The 15,252-nt window shown below is 69.1% G+C and carries 11 protein-coding genes; 6 read left to right on the top strand and 5 right to left on the bottom strand.

All coding sequences use genetic code 11. The features are described 5' to 3' along the window. Positions 1–6: 6 nt before the first annotated feature. The 5 genes from paaE to U5O44_RS00035 all read left to right on the top strand — a co-directional run bounded on the left by paaE (position 7) and on the right by U5O44_RS00035 (position 6,259). Complete coding sequence (gene paaE, locus U5O44_RS00055; RefSeq protein WP_322586425.1) at positions 7–1,086, top strand: 1,2-phenylacetyl-CoA epoxidase subunit PaaE; 1,080 nt, start codon at positions 7–9, stop codon at positions 1,084–1,086. Between the two features lie 10 nt (positions 1,087–1,096). Further along, positions 1,097–1,714 carry a TetR/AcrR family transcriptional regulator gene (locus tag U5O44_RS00050; protein ID WP_322586424.1) on the top strand — a complete coding sequence of 206 codons (618 nt, stop codon included), beginning with the start codon at positions 1,097–1,099 and terminating at the stop codon, positions 1,712–1,714. Between the two features lie 32 nt (positions 1,715–1,746). Beyond that, positions 1,747–2,892, top strand: coding sequence for an ABC transporter substrate-binding protein (locus U5O44_RS00045; RefSeq protein ID WP_322586423.1), 1,146 nt, complete (start codon positions 1,747–1,749; stop codon positions 2,890–2,892). A gap of 22 nt (positions 2,893–2,914) precedes the next feature. Then, positions 2,915–4,963, top strand: a complete 2,049-nt coding sequence (gene paaZ / locus U5O44_RS00040) for a phenylacetic acid degradation bifunctional protein PaaZ (protein WP_322586422.1) — start codon at positions 2,915–2,917, stop codon at positions 4,961–4,963. A gap of 126 nt (positions 4,964–5,089) precedes the next feature. Beyond that, positions 5,090–6,259: a pyridoxal-phosphate-dependent aminotransferase family protein gene (locus U5O44_RS00035; RefSeq protein ID WP_322586421.1), complete on the top strand. Its 1,170-nt coding sequence runs from the start codon at positions 5,090–5,092 to the stop codon at positions 6,257–6,259. Between the two features lie 6 nt (positions 6,260–6,265). Here U5O44_RS00035 and U5O44_RS00030 read toward each other — a convergent pair whose 3' ends face one another. Both U5O44_RS00030 and U5O44_RS00025 read right to left on the bottom strand, forming a co-directional pair. After that, positions 6,266–6,691, bottom strand: a complete 426-nt coding sequence (locus U5O44_RS00030) for a DUF6691 family protein (protein WP_322586420.1) — start codon at positions 6,689–6,691, stop codon at positions 6,266–6,268. Between the two features lie 5 nt (positions 6,692–6,696). Further along, positions 6,697–7,143, bottom strand: a complete 447-nt coding sequence (locus U5O44_RS00025; RefSeq protein ID WP_322586505.1) for a YeeE/YedE family protein — start codon at positions 7,141–7,143, stop codon at positions 6,697–6,699. 236 nt (positions 7,144–7,379) lie between these two features. Here U5O44_RS00025 and U5O44_RS00020 point away from each other — a divergent pair, with 236 nt between their 5' ends. Then, positions 7,380–8,294 (top strand): GGDEF domain-containing protein, encoded by a 915-nt coding sequence (locus U5O44_RS00020; protein WP_322586419.1) that lies wholly within the window; start codon positions 7,380–7,382, stop codon positions 8,292–8,294. Between the two features lie 33 nt (positions 8,295–8,327). On the opposite strand, the gene U5O44_RS00015 is transcribed toward U5O44_RS00020, so the two are convergent. From U5O44_RS00015 to U5O44_RS00005, 3 genes are read right to left on the bottom strand one after another with little or no spacing between them, the layout of a single operon-like run. Continuing rightward, positions 8,328–10,463: a two-component system response regulator gene (locus U5O44_RS00015; protein ID WP_322586418.1), complete on the bottom strand. Its 2,136-nt coding sequence runs from the start codon at positions 10,461–10,463 to the stop codon at positions 8,328–8,330. A 5-nt stretch (positions 10,464–10,468) separates the two neighbouring features. Next, a complete protein-coding gene (locus tag U5O44_RS00010; RefSeq protein ID WP_322586417.1) occupies positions 10,469–14,293 on the bottom strand; it encodes a PAS domain S-box protein in 3,825 nt (1,274 codons plus the stop codon). Positions 14,294–14,301: 8 nt separating this feature from the next. Continuing rightward, positions 14,302–15,156, bottom strand: coding sequence for a phosphate/phosphite/phosphonate ABC transporter substrate-binding protein (locus tag U5O44_RS00005; RefSeq protein WP_322586416.1), 855 nt, complete (start codon positions 15,154–15,156; stop codon positions 14,302–14,304). Positions 15,157–15,252: the final 96 nt, after the last annotated feature.

Here is a 15,252-nt window from a genome sequence, read left to right as displayed (position 1 = left end):
AACGCCATGAGCCTGCATTTCCACCCGCTGCGCGTGCGCGCCGTGCAAGCCGACACCGAAGAAGCCGTGCTGGTTTCCTTCGACGTGCCCGACGACCTGCGCGAGACCTTCCGTTTCCAGCCCGGCCAGTACCTGACGCTGCGCGGCGACATCGACGGCCAGGACCTGCGCCGCTCGTACTCGATCTGCGCGGGGCTGGACGACGCCGCGCTGCGCGTGGGCGTGCGCAAGGTGCCGGGCGGCGTGTTCTCGACTTGGGTCAATGAGCGGCTGCAGCCGGGCGACACGCTGCAGGTCTTCCCGCCGCAGGGCCATTTCACGGTGCCGCTGGACGCTTCGGCGCGCCGCCATGTGGTCGGCATCGCCGGCGGCAGCGGCATCACGCCGATCCTGTCGCTGATGAAGAGCGTGCTGGCCCGCGAGCCGGGCAGCACCTTCACGCTCATCTACGGCAACCGCAGCCAGAAGTCCACGATGTTCAAGGAGGAGATCGAGGACTTGAAGAACCGCTACCTGACCCGGCTGGTGCTGCACAACGTCTTCTCCGACGAGCACACCGACACGCCGCTCAACACCGGCCGGCTCGACGCCGACAAGCTCGCGACCTTCCTGCGCGTGCTGGTGCCGGCGGCGTCGATCGACGAGGTCTTCGTCTGCGGGCCGTACAGCTTCAACGACGATGTGGAAACTGCGCTGAAGACGGCGGGCGTCGCGGCCGAGCGCATCCATGTCGAGCGCTTCGGCGTGCCGGCGGCCAAGCCGGGCGAGGCGCCGGTCCACGAGGTCCGCCCGGAAGACGCGGACAACGCCAGCGTCGTCATCATCCGCGACGGCCTGAAGCGCGAGATCGCCTTCCGCAAGACCGATCCGAGCATCCTGGACGCGGCCGCCGCGGCCGGGCTGGACGTGCCGTTCTCGTGCAAGTCGGGGGTATGCTGCACCTGCCGGGCCAAGGTGCTGGAGGGCAAGGTGCGGATGGACCGCAACTTCGCGCTCGATGCCAGCGAGGTGGCTGCCGGCTTCGTGCTGACCTGCCAGTCGCATCCCTTGACGGAGCGGGTCGTGCTTTCCTACGACGAACGCTGAACCGACCCCTGTGGCCCGCACACGATCCCCTGCCTACGATGACCAGCGCGAGATGATCCTCGCGCACGCCGCCGAGCTGTTCTCGCAGCGCGGCTACCCGGCCACGTCCATGAACCAGCTCGCCGAAGCCTGCGGGCTGTCCAAGCCGACGCTCTACCACTACTACCGCGACAAGTACGCGCTGCTGGTGCAGATCGCCGAGGGGCATGTGGCCCGGCTGGCCGAGCTGGTGCGGGGCATCGAGGCCGAAGGCCTGCCCGCCGAGCCGCGTCTGCACCGGCTCATCGTCCGCTTCGTCGAGGAATACGCCCACGCCCAGCACGCCCACCGCGTGCTGACCGAGGATGTGCGCTTCCTGGAGCCCGAGGACCGTGCGCGCGTGCTGGTGATGGAGCGGCAGGTGGTGGACGGCTTCGCGCGCACGCTGGTCGAGCTGCGCCCCGAGTTCAAGGACGCCCACCTCGCCACCCCCGTCTCGATGCTGCTGTTCGGCATGATCAACTGGATGTTCACCTGGCTGAAGCCCGACGGGCGGCTGGGCTACGACCAGATGGCGCCGATCGTGGCGGACCTGTTCTTTGGTGGACTCCACCAGATTTCCCTGGCCCCAGTTTCACCCCGATCCTGACCCCGACCCCGACCCAAAGAGGAGACATCCCGATGAAGCTCAACAAGATCCTGACCCTGCTGGCCGCTGCACTCACCAGCGCCGCCGCCCTGGCCGATATCACCGTCGGCGTCACCGTGTCGGCCACTGGCCCGGCCGCCTCGCTCGGCATCCCCGAGAAGAACACCGTCGCGCTGATGCCCAAGACCATCGCGGGCGAGAAGGTCAACTACATCGTGCTCGACGACGCCTCGGACACGACGGCGGCGGTGGCCAACACCCGCAAGCTCATCACCGAGCACAAGGTCGACATCATCCTCGGCTCGACCACTACGCCGAACTCGCTGGCGATGATCGACGCCGTGTCTGAAGCGCAGACGCCGATGATCTCGATGGCGGCTTCCGCCCGCATCGTCGAGCCGCAGGACGCCAAGAAGCGCTGGGTCTTCAAGACGCCGCAGAACGACATCCAGATGTCGCTGGCGATCGCCGAGCACATGGCCAACAGCGGCGTGAAGACGGTGGCCTTCATCGGCTTCGCGGACGCCTACGGCGAAGGCTGGTTCCAGGAGTTCACCAAGGCCGCCGAGCTGAAGCGGCTCAAGATCGTCGCCAGCGAGCGCTATGCCCGCAACGACACCTCGGTCACCGGGCAGGTGCTCAAGCTGATGTCGGCACAGCCGGATGCGGTGCTGGTGGCCGGCTCGGGCACGCCGGCCGCGCTGCCGCAGAAGGCGCTCAAGGAGCGTGGCTACACCGGCAAGTTCTACCAGACCCACGGCGTCGCCAATGCCGACTTCCTGCGCGTCGGCGGCAAGGATGTCGAAGGCACCTTCCTGCCCGCCGGCCCGGTGCTGGTGGCCGCACAACTGCCGGACGGCCATCCGGTGAAGAAGTCGGCCATGGCCTATGTCAGTGCCTATGAGGCAGCGTATGGCAAGGGCACCGTCTCCACCTTCGGCGCCCATGCCTGGGACACCGGCGTGCTGATGGCCGCAGCCGTTCCCGCCGCGCTGAAGAAGGCCAAGCCCGGCACGCCGGAGTTCCGCGCTGCGCTGCGTGATGCGCTGGAGTCGGTCAGGGAGGTGCCCGGCGCGCACGGCATCTTCAACATGTCGGCCAAGGACCACCTCGGCCTCGACCAGCGCGCCCGCGTGATGGTCAAGATCGAGAACGGCGCCTGGTCGATCGTCAAGTAAGTCGAAGGCGCCGGAACCGCACATGACCGTGACATTGCAAAGCCACATCGCCGGCCGCTGGGTCGGCGAGTCCCCCGCCCAGCCCCTGCGCAGCGCCCTCGACGGTCACGTCGTCGCGACCACCCACGCCGAGGCGATCGACTTCGCCGAGGCGGTGGACCACGCCCGCCGGGTCGGTCTGCCGAACCTGCTGGCGCTGGATTTCCAGCAGCGCGCGCAGCGGCTGAAGGCGCTTGCCAAGTTCCTGATGGAACGCAAGGAGCCGCTCTACGCTGTCTCCGCGCACACCGGGGCGACGCGGGCCGACTCGTTGATCGACATCGAGGGTGGCGCGGGCACGCTGTTCGCCTACGCCAGCCTCGGCAGCAACGAGCTGCCCTCGGGCAATGTCGTCCACGAAGGCCCGGCCATCCCGCTGGGCAAGAAGGGCGGCTTTGCCGGCACGCACATCCTGGTGCCGCGGCGCGGGGTGGCGGTGCACATCAACGCGTTCAACTTCCCCGTCTGGGGCCTGCTGGAGAAGTTCGCGCCGAGCTTCCTCGCCGGCATGCCCTGCATCGGCAAGCCGGCCACGGCGACCAGCTACGTCACCGAAGCGGCGGTGCGGCTGATCGTCGAGTCGGGGATCCTGCCGGACGGCGCGCTGCAACTGGTCATCGGCGGCACGGGCGACCTGCTCGACCGCCTGAACGGGCAGGACGTGGTGACCTTCACCGGCTCGGCCGACACGGCGGCGCGGCTGCGTGTCCATCCGAACCTGGTCCGGCACGCGGTCCCGTTCAACGCCGAGGCCGACTCGCTCAACTGCGCCATCCTGGCCCCGGACGTGACACCGGACGACGAGGAGTTCGACCTCTTCGTCAAGGAAGTCGCCCGCGAGATGACGGTCAAGGCGGGGCAGAAATGCACCGCCATCCGCCGCGCCATCGTGCCCCGGCAGCACCTGGAGGCCGTCGCCGAGCGGCTGAAGGCGCGGCTGGCCAAGGTGGTCGTGGGTGACCCGTCGGTCGAGGGCGTGCGCATGGGCGCGCTGGCCTCGCATGCGCAGCAGGCCGACGTGGCCGAGCGCGTGGCGATGCTGCTGGCGGACGGCGCCGAGCTGGTCTGCGGCGGCGTGGACGCGGTCCGGCCGGTGGGCGAGGGCACGGCGGGCGGCGCCTTCTTCGCGCCGACCCTGCTGCTGTGCCGTCAGCCGATGGCGCACGACGCGGTCCACGATGTTGAGGCGTTCGGCCCGGTCAGCACGCTGATGGCCTACGACGGGCTGGACGAGGCGGTGGCACTGGCCGCACGCGGCCGCGGCTCGCTGGTGGCCACGCTGGTGACGCGCGATCCGCAGGTCGCCGCCCGCGTGATCCCGGAAGCGGCGGCGCTGCACGGCCGGCTGCACATCCTCGACCGCGAATCGGCGGTGGAATCGACCGGCCACGGCTCGCCGCTGCCGGTGCTCAAGCACGGTGGCCCGGGCCGCGCCGGCGGCGGCGAGGAACTCGGCGGCGTGCGCGCGGTGAAGCATTACTTGCAGCGCACGGCGGTGCAGGGCTCGCCGACGATGCTGGCGGCGGTCACGGGCGAGCATGTGCGGGGCGCCCGGGTGATCGAGACCGAGGTGCATCCGTTCCGGCGCCATTTCGAGGATCTGCAGATCGGCGAGTCGCTGCTGACCCACCGTCGCACGGTGGGCGAGGCCGACATCGTCAACTTCGGCGGCATCTCGGGCGACTACTTCTACATGCACTTCGACGAGATCGCGGCCAAGGAAACGCAGTTCGGCCAGCGCATCGCACACGGCTACTTCGTGCTGTCGGCCGCCGCCGGGCTGTTCGTCTCGCCCGCGCCGGGGCCGGTGCTGGCCAACTACGGGCTGGACACGCTGCGCTTCGTCAAGCCGGTGGCCATCGGCGACACGATCCGCGCGCGGCTGACCTGCAAGCGCAAGATCGACCGCAACCGGGTCGATCCGAGCGGTGTGGGGCAGGGGGTGGTGGCGTGGGACGTGGAGGTCAGCAACCAGCACGGGGAGCTGGTGGCGAGCTACGACATCCTGACGCTGGTGGCGAAGAAGGGCTGAGCCAGACGGGCCGCGACGGGGTCGGGGTCATTGCCATGGCGAGTCGGCGGGTCGCTGTGGTTGAATGCTTCCTCGCTCAGAAAAGCATTTTCAAACAACATACCCCCTCTTCACGGAGCCTGTCCCATGCCCGGTCTGCTGCCCCACGTCGATCCCGACGGCCTGCTCGAATACTCGGTCGTCTACACCGACCGCGCCCTCAACCACATGTCGCAGCGCTTCCAGGGCGTCATGCGCGGCATCGCCGGCGTGCTCAAGGAGGCGTACACCGCCCGCTCGGCCATCGTCGTGCCCGGCAGCGGCTCGTTCGGCATGGAGGCCGTCGCCCGCCAGTTCGCCACGCAGCAGCGTGTGCTGGTGATCCGCAACGGCTGGTTCAGCTTCCGCTGGTCGCAGATCTTCGACATGGGCGGCATCCCGTCCGAGACCCGCGTGCTGAAGGCTCGCCAGGTCGCCAGCGGTGCGCAGGCGCCGTTCGCCCCGGCCCCGATCGACGAGGTGGTGGCGGCGATCGCCGAGTTCCGCCCCGGCGTCGTCTTCGCGCCGCACGTCGAAACCGCCAGCGGCATGATCCTGCCGGATGGTTACCTGAAGGCGGTGGCAGACGCGGTGCATGCCGTCGGCGGCCTGTTCGTGCTGGACTGCATCGCGTCGGGTGCGATGTGGGTGGACATGGCGGCGACCGGCGTGGACGTGCTGATCAGCGCGCCGCAGAAGGGCTGGAGCGGCTCGCCGTGCTGCGCGTTCGTGATGCTGAGCGAGCTGGCGCGTGCGCGCATTGATGGCACGACCAGCACCAGCTTTGCCTGCGACCTGAAGAAGTGGCTCCAGATCATGGAGACCTACGAAGGCGGCGGCCACATCTACCACACCACCATGCCGACCGACGCGCTGACCAAGTGCCTGGAGGCCATGGAAGAAACCCGCGCTGACGGCTTCGCGTACCTCAAGGCACAGCAGCTCGAACTCGGCCGGCGTGTGCGCGAGCTGATGGTGCGCCGAGGTTTCCCGAGCGTGGCGGCCGAAGGCTTCCAGGCGCCGGGCGTGGTGGTGAGCTACACGACCGATCCGGACCTGCAGTCGGCGAAGAAGTTCATTGCGCAGGGCCTGCAGACCGCCTCGGGCGTGCCGCTGCAGTGCGACGAGCCGGCGGATTTCCGCAGCTTCCGCATCGGCCTGTTCGGATTGGAGAAGCTGCACCACATCGACCGCAGCGTGGCCGCGCTGGAAGCGGCGCTGGACCGCATCCAGACGCCGTCCCCGCAGCCGGTGCAGGCGGCTGCCGTCAGCGCTTGAGGACGGTCAGCGCTTGAACCGGTCGTGCGCGGCCATGCCGACCAGCATGGCCGCCACGAAGATGCCCGCATCGCCCCAGCCGCTGCCCAGCGCGACGATCGCCGGCCCCGGGCAGAAGCCGCCGATGCCCCAGCCCACGCCAAACAGCACACCCCCCAGCACCAGCGGGCCGTCGATCTGCGTGGCGCGGGGCCAGTCGATGGTCTCGCCGTCCAGAGTCTTGCCACGCTTGCGGGCCCAGGCGAAGCTGACGAGGCCGACCGCCACGGCCGCGCCCATCACCAGCGCCAGGCTGGGATCCCAGGCGCCGCCGAGGTCGAGGAAAGCTTGTACCTTGAGCGGCTGCGTCATGCCGGCGGCGATCAGGCCGATGCCGAAGACCAGTCCGGCCAGGAGCGCGGACACGGCGCGCAGGGGGGTGATGTTGGACATGGCGCTCATCCCAGCAGGTGGCGGGTGACGGCCACGGTGGCGAAGCCCGCCGCCATGAACACCAGCACATTGACCAGCGAGCGACCCGACAGCCGGCTCAGCCCGCACACGCCGTGACCGCTGGTGCAGCCGTTGCCCAGCCGCGAGCCGAAGCCCACCAGCAGTCCCGCGATGACCAGACCGACGGTGGAGGTGCCCGCCTGGCGTGCCGGCAGTTCCGCGGCCAGCTGCCACAGCCACGGTGACAGCAGCAGACCCAGCAGGAACAGCAGCCGGGTGGCGTGCACGGCCAGCGGGCGACCACGCAGCAGGGCGGACAGCGGCTCTCCGACCAGACCCGCGATGCCTGCAATGCGGCCATTGCCCAGCAGATACAGGGCGGAAGCCAAGCCGATCAGGGCGCCTCCGGCCAGTGCGGCCCCAGGGGTGAAGTGAATCCAGTCGAGGGTCATGTTGTCGTGGGTCAAGGCAAAGGCGGCGATCGTACCGGCCTTGTCATGGGCAGGCAAGACACCCCAGGGGGCATCCAGCGGTTTTTCGCCGGTTGTGAACTATCCACGTCCGAAATTGCGAGAATCTCCCTGTTTCTCGCATGGTCTGTGCGGTATTGCACGGGCTATGCCTGCCAATTCCAACCTTGGTACAGACAGGTTTATTGCATGATCCCGGCACCACTTCCGAGCGTTTCATGAGTGCTTTCATCTCTGTCCTCCACGTCGGTGCCGATGCGCCTCAGGCCTCGGATTCCCGTTTCGGGCGTTGTGTCTGGCGCCTGTGTCCGACCTTGGAGCTGGCACAGGCGGCACTGGCGGAGTCCACGCCCGAGGCGATCCTGATTTCCTGCACCGACGAGGCGCAGGCGAAGACGCTGCCGTACTGGGCGGCGTGGACGCAGGCCGTGCTGGCGGCAGCGGTGGTGGTGCGCACGCCGAGGCCGTCGCGCGAGCTGATGCTCAGCCTGCTGCGGGCGGGGGTGCAGGATGTGCTGCCGTCCGAGCAGTCCGACGATGAATCCATCGGCCGCAGCCTGTGTCTGGCGATCGAGCGCAAACGCCAGGAGCAGGAACTGCGCCGCGCCTGGTCGATCGATCTGGCGACCGGGCTGCCCAACCGTGTCCAGCTGATGGAGCTGCTGCACCAGCTGTGCGCGCTGCGCGAGCGCGAACCGGCGCCGATGGCGCTGCTGGTGCTGCGGGTGGAGGGGCTCGCGAGCACGGAGGCCCGTCTTGGCGTGGCCGCTGCACAGGCTCTGCGGCGCAAGCTCGCGGTGCGGCTGCGCACGGGACTGCGGGCGAGCGATGTGGTGTCCGCGCTGGCGCCGGACGCGTTTGCCGTGGTGCTGACCTGGCTGGAAGCGCCGCAGGACGGCGACCGCGTCGCGCAGAAACTGTCGCAGCTGCTGCGCGAGCCGTTCATGGTGAGTGCACAGACCGCGGTGGTGACCGTGTCGACCGGGCTGGCGAACTACCCGACCGACAGCCGCCAGCCCGAGGAGCTGCTCAAGCTGGCGCTGTCGGCTGCGGCTGCGCGCCGTGGTCTGGGGCGGCAGGGATTTGCCGATCGGCTGGAGCGGGGCAGCGCGCCGGTTGCCAACGACGACTGACGCAGCACGGCCCGGTCCCGCCTCCGGTACGGCTCACCACACCGGGCGGAAGGTGTGGTGCCCCGTGCCGGTCAGCGACGCGACGGTCGCGTTGGCCATCCACTCGACGAGGCGTGGCTTCGACAGGGGCCGGCAGATGCCATAGCCCTGTGCCACGTCGCAGCCGTAGTCGCGCAGCATGCCCATGGCGACATCGTCCTCCACCCCCTCGGCAACGACATGGATGTCGAGCTGGTGGCAGAGGTCGATCGTCGAACGGACGATGGCCGCATCCGCCTTGCTGTTCACGAGCGAGATGACGAAATACTTGTCGATCTTGAGCGTGTGCAGCGGCAGGCGTTTCAGCCGTTGCAGCGACGAGAAGCCGGTGCCGTAGTCGTCCAGTGCCACCCGGATGCCACGGCTGGCCAGGTCGTGCAGCGTGGCGATGGCGCGCTCCTCGTCCTCGACGACGATCTGCTCGGTGATCTCCAGCTCCAGCCGGTCGGCCGGAAACTGGATCTCGTCGAGCATGCGGATCAGCCGGTCGGCCAGGTTCGGGTGCAGGAACTGCCGTGGCGAAATGTTCACCGCCAGCGACAGCGGCATCGACCGGATGGCCGCACACGCCTCGCGCAGCACCCAGTCGCCAGCTTCCATGATCAGCCCGGTCTGCTCCAGGATGTCGATGAACTGGTCCGGCATCTGCAGCCCCATGCCCGGCCGGTTCCAGCGCAGCAGGGCCTCCACACCCGTCACCTGCCCGGAGCGCAGATCGACCTTGGGCTGGTAGTGCAGCTCGAACTCGCCCCGCTCCAGCCCGCGGTAGAGCGCCACCTCCGTGTTCAGCCGGTTGATCACGCGGTCGTGCATGTCGGCGGTGTAGAAGTGGTAGCCCGATCCGGTGGTCTCGCGGGCCCGGCTGCGGGCAGCACCGGAGTGCTGCAGCAGCGTGTCCACTTCCTGCCCGTCCGAGGGGTAGAGCGCGACGCCGATGTGCACCGCGGCGAGCAGCTCCCAGTCGTCCACCGGCAGCGGCACCGCGAACGCATCGACCAGCCGCTTGGCGCTGGCCGCCACCTCCAGCTCGTTTTCCACGTCGGTGACGAGCAGGGCGAAGCTGTCGCCCTCCAGCCGGCAGAGCGAGTCCCGGTCGCGCAGCACCGAGGCCAGGCGCAGGGCCACGGCCTTGAGGATGCGGTCGCTGGCGGCCTGTGCCACCGAGGCCTGCGTGCGTTGCAGCACGTCGACCTCGATGTTCATGACCGCGAACGGGCGGCCGCCCTGCATGGCCGCGGTCACGGCTGTGCTCACCCGGTCCCGGAACAGCACCCGGTTCGGCAGCCCGGTCAGCTCGTCGAAATGGGCGTAGTAGCTCAGGCGGGCCTCGGCGTGGCGACGCTCCGAGACATCCTGGGCCACGCCGAAGATCGCGCAGGGCTTGCCCGCCTCGTCCAGCATCACGTCGCCCGACAGGAACAGGAACTTCGCCGGCGCAGCGGGGCCGTTGACGCGGATTTCCACCTCGCGCTCGCGCTGCGTCAGCCGCAGGTCGCGCGTGAAGCGGTGCAGACGCGCACGGTCCTCGACGAAGACGCTGGCCAGCACCTCGCGCACCGAGAGCTGGTCCGGCGTGGTCAGGCCCAGCATGTCGCGCAGCTCGCGTGAACAGTGGACACGGCCGGTGTCGAAGTCGAGCCGCCACTGGCCGAGCCGCGCGATCTTCTGCGCCCGCGCGAGTGCGAGCTGGCTTTCGCGCAGCTCCCGCTCGGTGAGGCTGGTGCGCAGCGCATAGCGGACACGCTGTGCCAGCAAGGCCCAGTTGATAGGCTTGGTGACGAAGTCGGTGGCGCCCGCCTCGAAGGCCAGCGTGACGGCCATGACGTCGTCGAGCGCGGTCAGCATCAGCACGGGGGTGTGGCCACTGCGCAGCGAGCGGCGGATGCTGCGGCAGGCGTCGAAGCCGTTCATCACCGGCATGCGCACATCCATCAGCACGAGATCGGGCGACTCGCTGTCGCACAGCAGGGTGGCGGTCTGGCCGTCCTGGGCTTCGAGCACGCGGTAGCCGTAGTCTTCCAGCACGCGGCGGATCATCATCCGCGTGACCCCTTCGTCGTCGACGATCAGGATGCGGGCGCCGTGGGTGCCGCTGGCGCCGGGCACGGCGGTCTGGGCAGGAAAGCTCATGGGCATCAAGACGGGGGCAATTCGTGGATCAAGCGGCGCACGGCCGCCATGGTGGCCGTGCAGGCGGATTCCAGTGGGCCGATGTCGGGCATTGGCGCGTTCTCCCTTGTGATGTCGCGTTCGAATTGTGCCGCCAGTTCGTGCAGATGCATGGCACCGATGTCGCCAGCGGTGTTCTTCAGGCGGTGCAGCAGCTCGCGCACAGTATCCGCCTGACCCGCCGCGGCCGCTGCACGGGTTTGCGCGATCTCGCTGTCCAGCGTCTCCAGCACCTTGTCGAGCAGCGTCGCCATGGCGTTGCCCATGATGGCGCAGACCTGGGCATAGCGTTCCGGGTCGATCAGGCTGGACGCGGTGTCAGGGGTCGGGGCGGACGGGTTGGCCGCGGCCCCGGGATGCGCGCTGCTGGCGGCGAGCTTGCCCGGTGGCATCAGCCAGCGTGCGATGACCGTGCTGACCGCTTCCGTGCTGTAGGGCTTGACGAGGTAGTCGTCCATCCCGGCGGCCAGGCATTTCTGGCGGTCGCTGGGGAGGGCGTGCGCCGTCAGGGCGATGATCGGCGTGCGCGGGTGGCTGTTCAGCAGCTCCCACTCGCGCACGGCCCGCGTCGCGGCGTATCCGTCCATCCCCGGCATCTGGATGTCCATCAGCACCGCGTCGAAGGACTGCTCCTGGATCGTCCGCACGGCCTTGATGCCGTCCTCTGCCAGCGTCACCGCCAGGCCGCGCTTGCGCAGCATCTCGGCGCCGACCTCCTGGGTGATCGGGTTGTCCTCGACCAGCAGCACGCGCTCGCCGTTGAACTGCACCGCGACCCGCCGATCGGGCATCTGCGGCACCGGCACATCGCGGTGCAGCACCGTGGAGATCGCGTCGTGCAGGTCCGACTGCCGCACCGGCTTGTCCAGCCAGATGTCGACCCGCAGGCCCGCCATGCGCTCCGGGTCCTGCACGGACGAGCTGAGCATGATCAGCGGCATCACGGCCAGCGCCGGATCGGACTGGATGCGCCGCACCAGCGTGTAGCCGTCCATGCCGGGCATGTTCAGGTCGAGCAGGGCGACCTCGTAGGGGCGACCTGAAATGGCGGCATCCTGCAGCTTGGCCAGGGCCTCCTCGCCACTGGCGGCGCTGCTCGACTGGCTGCTCCAGGAACTCAGGTAGCGGTGCAGGATGATGCGGTTGGTGGCGTTGTCGTCGACCACCAGCACCCGCGTGCCCGGAAAATTGCGGCTGTCCGGCGTGCGCAGCGACTGACCGGACAGCAGCATCGGCAGCGTGAACCAGAAGCGCGAGCCCTGGCCCTCCTCGCTGTCCAGCCCGATGCGACCGTGCATCAGCTCCACCAGCCGCCGCGCGATGCTCAGCCCCAGGCCGCTGCCGCCGAAACGACGGCTGGTCGAGCTGTCGGCCTGCGTGAAGGGCTGGAACAGCGTGGGCTGCTTGTCCTTGGCGATGCCGATGCCGGTGTCGCGCACCTCGAAGCGCAGCACCAGCCCGCCCGCCTCCTCCGGCGCCACGCCGACGCTGACGACGACCTCGCCACGTTCGGTGAACTTGATGGCGTTGCCGACCAGATTGACCAGGATCTGCCGCAGCCGGATCGGGTCGCTGCGTACCATCTCGGGCACGCCCGGCGCGATGTAGCAGGCCAGCTCCAGCTTCTTGGCGTGCGCGCGCTGGGCGAGCATGGCGGTGACGTCCTCCACCGTGCGGCGCAGGTCGAAATCGAGTGCCTCGATGCGCAGCTTGCCGGCCTCCAGGCGCGAGAAATCGAGGATCTCGTCGATCACGCCCAGCAGCAGCGAGGCGGAGGTCCGCGCGGTCTCCAGGAAGCGCTCCTGCTGGCCGCTGAGCGGCGTGTCCTGCAGCATCTCGATGGCGCCCAGCACGCCATGCATCGGCGTGCGGATCTCGTGGCTCATGTTGGCCAGGAACTCGGACTTGGCGCTGGCGGCGTCCTCGGCGGCTTCCTTGGCGTGGCGCAGCTCGATCTCGGCGCGCTTGCGGTCGGTGATGTCGTGGATGACGCCGATGAAGCGCCGGCGGCCGTCGGCCGACACCGGCGGCGCCCCCGCCTCGTCCAGCGGCCCGATGCGCAGTGCGATCCAGACCACCGCGCCGTCCTTGCGCTGGGCCTCGAATTCGCGTTCGGTGCCCATGATGCGAGACTCGCCGGTCTGCAGATAGCGCGACAGGTAGGCGTCGTGCTGGCGCTGGTGGGGTTGCGGCACGATCAGGGAAACGTTGCGCCCCAGCACCTCGCTGGCCTCGTAGCCGAACATCTGCTCGGCCCCGGTGTTGAAGGTCTCGATGGTGCCGCGCTCGTCGATCACGATGATGCCGTCGTGGGTCGCGTTGAGCACGCGGCGCAGCTGGGCCTCGCTGCGCGCGATCTGCTGCTGGGAGTCGATCCGCGCGCTCACGTCCTCCTGCAGCGCGAAGAAATGCGACAGCTGCCCCTCGGCGTCGTAGATCGCCATCACCCGCAGCGCGTTCCAGAACGGTCGGCCGTCCTTGGTGTAGTTGCGCAGCAGCACTTCGATGTCGCGTCCCTGGTCGATCGCGACCCGCAGGCGGGCGATCTCGGCGCGGTCCGTGTCCGGGCCTTGCAGGAAGCGGCAGTTGCGGCCCACCACTTCCTCGAAGCGCCAGCCGGTCATGCGCTCGAAGGCGACGTTGGTGTAGAGGATCGGCTGGTCGGGCTTGCGGGCGTCCGCGATGAGCACGCCGATGCCGATCGCGTCGATGATCCGGCTGCGCAGGCGCAGCGCCCGCTCGGATTCCAGCCGCTCGCTCACATCACGCAGGACGACCAGCAGCGTGGCGGCGCCAGGGCCCTCGATCCGGGTCAGCCGCACCTCCAGCGGCACCAGCACCCCGTCCGGCAGCACGCCGTCGAGCACCAGCGGCTCGCCGAGCAGTGCAGCGTCGTCCAGCACCAGCGTGTCGCACAGCTGCGACCAGGCGCGCGGGGTGAAGCACTCGGCCAGCAAGGTGCCTTCGGACTGCGAGACCTGCCGGTGCAGGATGCGCTGGGCGGCCGGGCTCATGGTCAGGATCCGCAGGTTGCGGTCGAGCGTCAGGATGCCGTCCTGGATGTTCTCCAGCACGAGGCGCATGCCTTGCTCGCTGCGCTGCAGTTCCGTGTAGTTGTCGCCCAGGCGCAGCGACATGCGGTTGAAGGCCCGGGCGGTGTCGGCCAGCTCGTCCTGTCCGCGCACCGGCATCTGGTAGCCCAGATCGCCGCTGGCCACCTGCTTGGCGGCATTGGCCAGCTCGCCCAGCTGGCGGGTCAGGTAGGCGCCCAGTGCCCAGGAGAACAGGCCCACCAGCAGCATCTCCAGCGCCGCCAGGCCGAGCCCGTAGCGGCTGGCGGTGGTCTTGAGGCTCTGGACATCGGTGGCAGACAGTCCGATCTCGACCCGCCCGAAGTTCTGGCCGTCGACGACGATGTCGTTGCTCAGGCGGTAGACGCCGTCCTGCACCTTGTCGAGCCCGGTGCTGGCGGCCTCGGCGGTCAGCAGCCGCTGGGCATCGCCGGCCTGGGCGAGGGTCTGCTGGGATTCATCGCGCACGCGGGCGAACACCACGCCCGGGTAGGTGAGCATCTCGCGCACCAGGGCGTTGAGGGCGGCCAGGTCACTGGCGATCAGCGCGTCCTTGGCGACGACCGAAAACGCCTTGACCGTGGCCTGCGAGCGCTGTTCGAACTCTGTCTCGGCGGTGGTCGAGATGAAGCGCACGCCGGTATAGACCAGGATGGCCAGCAGCACCCCCTCGATCAGCGCAATGCCGACGATCGTCTTGAGCCGGAAACTCCAGGTCATCCTGTGCGTCATTCCCTGAGGAGGGCGGCCAGCGTGTCGATGCCGAGTGCGCGCACGTCGTTCCATTCGGCGTCCTGCGCAGGATCGAAGCCCTTGAAGCCCAGGCCTTCCAGCCCGCTGCGGGCGCGGGGGTCGCTGTCGGCGGTGAACATGGCCGACCGCAGGGCTTGCAGGTCGGCCGCCGCGACCCGCGGATGGGCGGCGAAGGTGTGCGGCGTGTAGTCCTTGGTCTGCCAGAGCACGCGCAACTCGTCCCGCACGGGGGCGTCCATCGTCTGCAGGGTGCGCGTGATGCCGCCGCCGGCCTCGAACTGGCGCTGCACCACGTTCAGATAGACCGATTCATGCGATTTCACGAACACGGGCTTGATCGGCACGCCCGTGCGCTCGAACTCGGCGCGCACCAGCACGGTGGCGGCGAAGGACGCTGGCGCTGGAAAGGCGATCTGCTGTCCGGCCAGCTCCCGCATGTCCTTGATGGCCGAGTCCTTGCGCACGACCACCAGCCCGCGCAGGCGACGGCCCTTTTCCTTGGCGAAGGCCACATACCCCGGCTTCTGCGCGAAGACGCTGTAGTGGTAGGGATTCATGTAGGCCACATCGTAGGTGCCGGCCGCCAGGCGTTTCTCGAACGCGGGGATGTCCGGCGCGGTGGCAAAGCGCAGCGCCAGTCCCGAGCGTTCGCTCAGGGCGCCCAGCACCGGGATCCACAGCCGCGCCAGCTCGCTGGCCGACTGCTGCGGCACGATGCCGACCGTCAGCGTGCGGGCTGGCTTCTGGGCGAACGCGGGTGCGGCCAGCCCTCCGCCCAGCACGGTGCCGAGGGCGGAGCCGCCCAGCCAGGAGAGGAAATGTCTGCGCATGCGCGGCAGTCTAACGGCCGCCGCCGCCGCGGGTGGCGGTTTGCAGCCGCCGCAGCCTCAACGCAGCACGTCGGCGATGCAGAGGTACTTGGTTTC

Source organism: Sphaerotilus sp. (assembly GCF_034519685.1).
Taxonomy (GTDB): Bacteria; Pseudomonadota; Gammaproteobacteria; order Burkholderiales; family Burkholderiaceae_C; genus Sphaerotilus.
This window is presented reverse-complemented; position numbering and strand designations above follow the sequence as displayed.

Excerpts from the sequence above, each read along its gene's own strand:
- paaE (WP_322586425.1), top strand. The coding sequence starts at position 7 with ATGAGCCTGCATTTCCACCCGCTGCGCGTGCGCGCCGTGCAAGCCGAC.
- U5O44_RS00045 (WP_322586423.1), top strand. The coding sequence starts at position 1,747 with ATGAAGCTCAACAAGATCCTGACCCTGCTGGCCGCTGCACTCACCAGC.
- paaZ (WP_322586422.1), top strand. The coding sequence starts at position 2,915 with ATGACCGTGACATTGCAAAGCCACATCGCCGGCCGCTGGGTCGGCGAG.
- U5O44_RS00035 (WP_322586421.1), top strand. The coding sequence starts at position 5,090 with ATGCCCGGTCTGCTGCCCCACGTCGATCCCGACGGCCTGCTCGAATAC.
- U5O44_RS00030 (WP_322586420.1), bottom strand. The coding sequence starts at position 6,691 with ATGTCCAACATCACCCCCCTGCGCGCCGTGTCCGCGCTCCTGGCCGGA.
- U5O44_RS00025 (WP_322586505.1), bottom strand. The coding sequence starts at position 7,143 with ATGACCCTCGACTGGATTCACTTCACCCCTGGGGCCGCACTGGCCGGA.
- U5O44_RS00020 (WP_322586419.1), top strand. The coding sequence starts at position 7,380 with ATGAGTGCTTTCATCTCTGTCCTCCACGTCGGTGCCGATGCGCCTCAG.
- U5O44_RS00015 (WP_322586418.1), bottom strand. The coding sequence starts at position 10,463 with ATGAGCTTTCCTGCCCAGACCGCCGTGCCCGGCGCCAGCGGCACCCAC.
- U5O44_RS00010 (WP_322586417.1), bottom strand. The coding sequence starts at position 14,293 with ATGACCTGGAGTTTCCGGCTCAAGACGATCGTCGGCATTGCGCTGATC.
- U5O44_RS00005 (WP_322586416.1), bottom strand. The coding sequence starts at position 15,156 with ATGCGCAGACATTTCCTCTCCTGGCTGGGCGGCTCCGCCCTCGGCACC.